Raw genomic sequence first — 3735 nt, 5'->3', positions numbered from 1 at the left:
GCGGGGACCCAGTCCATGAGGACGCCGATTCCGGCGCGGTGGAGGGCGTCGACGAGGTGCTTGAAGTCGTCGGGGGTGCCCAGGCGGGCGGTGGGCGCGTAGAAGCCGGTCACCTGGTAGCCCCAGGAGCCGCCGAAGGGATGCTCGGCGACCGGCATCAGCTCGACATGGGTGAAGCCGAGATCGGAGACGTACGCGGGCAGCTGGTCGGCGAGTTGACGGTACGTCAGCCCTGGCCGCCAGGAAGGCAGATGCACCTCGTACACCGAGAACGGGGCCTCATGGGCCGGCCGGTCCCCCCTCCTCGCCATCCACTCCTCGTCCAGCCAGGTGTGGTGGGACGCGTGGACGATCGACGACGTGGCGGGCGGCGCCTCGGTGTGGCGGGCCATCGGGTCGGCGCGCCGGGTGCGGGAGCCGTCGGGGCGGGTGATGTCGAACTTGTACAGCTCGCCCTCCCCGACCGCCGGAACGAACAGCTCCCACACTCCGGAGGAGCCCAGCGACCGCATCGGATGTCCCGTGCCGTCCCAGAAGTTGAACGTGCCGGCCACCCGGACGCCGCGCGCGTTCGGCGCCCACACGGTGAACCGCGTTCCCTCGACATCCTCGTGGGTCATCGGCTCGGCGCCGAGCGCCCGCCACAGCTCCTCGTGCCGGCCCTCGCCGATCAGGTGCAGGTCCAGATCGCCGAGCGCGGGCAGGAACCGGTACGCGTCCTCGGTCTCCAGCACCGTCCCCTCGTATGCCACGAGCAGCCGGTACGTGTCCGGGACCGCGCGCAGCGGCAGCAGCCCCGAGAAGAAGCCGTCCCCGTCGTCGCGCAGGTCCGCGCGCAGATCGTCCGTGACCACCGTGACCCCGAGCGCGTACGGGCGGAAGACACGGAAGGCGACGCCCTCCGCAACCGGATGGGCACCCAGCACTCCGTGCGGATCGTGATGCGTACCGTCGAGCAGCCGCTGCCGGTCCACCGGGCCGACACCGGCGACACCGAACCCACCCACCGGCGGTACGGGACCGCTTCCGGCGGGTGCGGGGCCGTTCCCGGCGGGAGCAGAGATGGTGCCGGCCGGTATAGGACTGGTCCCGGCCGGTAGGGGATGGATCTCCGTCGGTGCGGGACCGCTTCCGGTCGGTGCGGGGCCAGGATCGGGCTCGCCGGGATCCGTCCCGCCGACGGGGAGGCCGCTTCCGGCGCGCACGGGACCGGCCGCGTCCCGCCCCCCGGCCGACCCCTCGGCTATCGCCCTCTCGGGAGCCGGCCTCTCGGGAGCCGGCCTCTCGGCCGTCGGTCGCTCGGTGGGCGGGCTGTCCTCGGCGGACGGTTTCTTCGTTCTGGCCTTCTTGGCGCTGGTCTTCTTCGGGGTGTCGTCGGACCGGGGGCGGGGCGTCACGGGCGGGGCCTCCTCGGGCGAGTGAGCTGGGCAGGGCACAGGGGGATCAGGGCGACGCGGCCAGCCGTCGTACCGCCGCCAGCGGGACCGGCAGCCAGTCCGGGCGATGCCGGGCCTCGTACACGACCTCGTACACCGCCTTGTCCGTCTCGAAGGCGCGCAGTAACACGGGATCGGTGCGCGGGTCGACGCCGCTGACCTGGGCGTATCCGGTGCAGTAGGCGGCCCGGCAGATGTCGGCCCAGCCGGACGCCGACGGTGTCCCGGCCGCGCCCGGTACCTGGGGCACGGAGTGGGCCGCGTAGTCGAAGGAGCGGAGCATGCCCGCGATGTCGCGCGCCGGGGGCTGGGGCATACGGCGCTCGGCGAGGGGTTTCGACGGTTCGCCCTCGAAGTCGATGAGCGACCACTCCCCGTCCGGGGAGCGCAGGCACTGGCCGAGATGCAGATCGCCGTGGACGCGCTGGGCCGTCCACGAGTGACCCTCGGCGGACAGACCTGCCAGCGCCTCGAACGCGGTCCGCAGCCCGGGTGCGTGGGGCCGGAGCACGGGCACCGCCTGCGCGGCGGCGTCCAGCCGCTCGGTCATGGTGTCGACCAGCGGCCGCAACTGGGCGTGGCCCAGGGTCACCACGGGCAGCGCACGGGCGAGTGCCGTGTGCACCTCGGCGGTGGCTCGCCCCAGCGCCCGCGCCTCGGCGGCGAAGTCCTCACCCTTGGCGAGCTCGCGCAGCGCCAGCTCCCAGCCGTCCGAGGCGCCCTGCACGAACGGCTGGAGCACACCCAGGACGTACGACTGTCCGGACAGCTCCGCCCGAAGCCAGGCGGTGGGCGCCGGAACCCGTGAGCAGTCCTCGCGGGCCAGGGCCAGCGGCAGTTCGAGGTCGGGGTTGATCCCGGGCACGACCCGTCGCAGTAACTTGAGGATGAACGTGTCCCCGTAGACCACCGAGGAGTTGGACTGCTCGGCGGTCATCATCCGCGGTACGAGACCGGGCCGTATCTCCTGCCCGGTGTCCCGCTCGAAACGCAGCCCGCCGATGCGGGCCCGGGAGCGCAGGGCTTCCAGGAGCACATCGGCGGGCTGGGGGTCGTAGAGGGCCTCGTACACCGCGCGTCCGGCGAGCGGCCCCTCGTTCATGTGCCCGATCAGGGCCGGGGCCAGCCGCGGCGGCAGCGCCTCGCGCACGCCGATCAGCAGCTGGTAGCAGTCACCGGGGACGGCCGGAGCGCCCGGCACGGGCGGCTGGTGGGCACGCGCCAGCAGGTGATAGAGGCCGAGCGGGCCGTTCGGCGGCAGCAACTCGGTGGCGGCGACGAGCGAGAGCCCGGTGACGGGCCGTCCCTTGCCTGCGAACCAGCGCTGCCGCGGCAGCCAGTCCCGCAGCAACGGATCCAGGGACGCCAGAAGGCCGGAACCTGGGGGTGCGGTGCGTGTGACGGCTTCCGACATGGGTCGCGTCCTTTCCCCGGGGTCGGGGTGTTCCTCATGCGTGCCCCGGACTCAGCGGTGGAAACCGCCCCGCCCGGAGGCCTTTTCGGTCGCGTGTGTCCGGGAGATTTCCTGCGGACATGGCACAAGGGTGTCCAATTCCGGTGTGTGACACCAGACCTGGACACCCTCGCGACGTTCACTCCCGCCCGTGCGTGCCGCGTGTGACCGGGGCGTCCGCATCCGCCGGTGCGTCGAACCGCCGATTCGCGCCGGGAATTCCGTTCGCTTTGCGGGGTGTTCGAGACCGGTAAATTCCAACTGACGTTTCGTGCAGCCGAGTTGAGCGCGTCGCGAGGTGTGCGTTCGGCACGGACCGGGGTGGCGTCCGTGTCCGGAGTCCCGGGTGGGGTCCGGACGCGGACGGGCATCCTGGGCAGGCCGTCAGACGGCTTCCTTGCGGAGACGGAACCAGTAGAAGCCGTGTCCGGCGAGGGTGAGCAGGTAGGGCAGTTCGCCGATGGCGGGGAAGCGCACGCCGCCGATGAGCTCGACCGGGTGGCGGCCGTTGAACTCGCGCAGGTCGAGTTCGGTGGGCTGGGCGAACCGGGAGAAGTTGTGCACGCACAGGACGAGGTCGTCGTCCCCCTCGCCCTCGCCCTCGGCCGGGGGTGCCTCGCGCAGGAAGGCGAGGACGGCGGGGTTGGAGGACTGGAGTTCGGTGTAGGAGCCGAGTCCGAAGGCCCTGTTCTGTTTGCGGATCTCGATCATGCGGCGGGTCCAGTGGAGCAGTGACGAGGGTGACGACATGGAGGCTTCGACGTTGGTGACCTGGTAGCCGTAGACGGGGTCCATGATCGTGGGGAGGAAGAGGCGGCCGGGGTCGCTGGAGGAGAAGCCGGCGTT

The 3735-nt window shown here is 71.9% G+C and carries 3 protein-coding genes; all 3 read right to left on the bottom strand.

Annotation, left to right across the window (positions count from 1 at the left end; translation table 11 throughout):
• The coding region (locus ABZV42_RS42080) for an alpha-amylase family glycosyl hydrolase (RefSeq protein WP_356057546.1) at positions 1-1397 on the bottom strand (1397 nt) is incomplete at its 3' end.
• A 46-nt stretch (positions 1398-1443) separates the two neighbouring features.
• Positions 1444-2850, bottom strand: a complete 1407-nt coding sequence (locus tag ABZV42_RS42075) for a phosphotransferase (RefSeq protein ID WP_356057544.1) — start codon at positions 2848-2850, stop codon at positions 1444-1446.
• A gap of 423 nt (positions 2851-3273) precedes the next feature.
• Positions 3274-3735 (bottom strand): alpha-glucosidase C-terminal domain-containing protein (locus tag ABZV42_RS42070; RefSeq protein WP_356057542.1); only part of this gene is annotated, 462 nt, incomplete at its 5' end.

Origin of the sequence: Streptomyces sp. NPDC005281, assembly GCF_040607495.1 — a bacterium.
In the GTDB taxonomy this organism is placed as follows: Bacteria; Actinomycetota; Actinomycetes; order Streptomycetales; family Streptomycetaceae; genus Streptomyces.
Note: the sequence above shows the minus strand (reverse complement) of the source record. Positions and strands in the feature narration are given on the sequence as shown.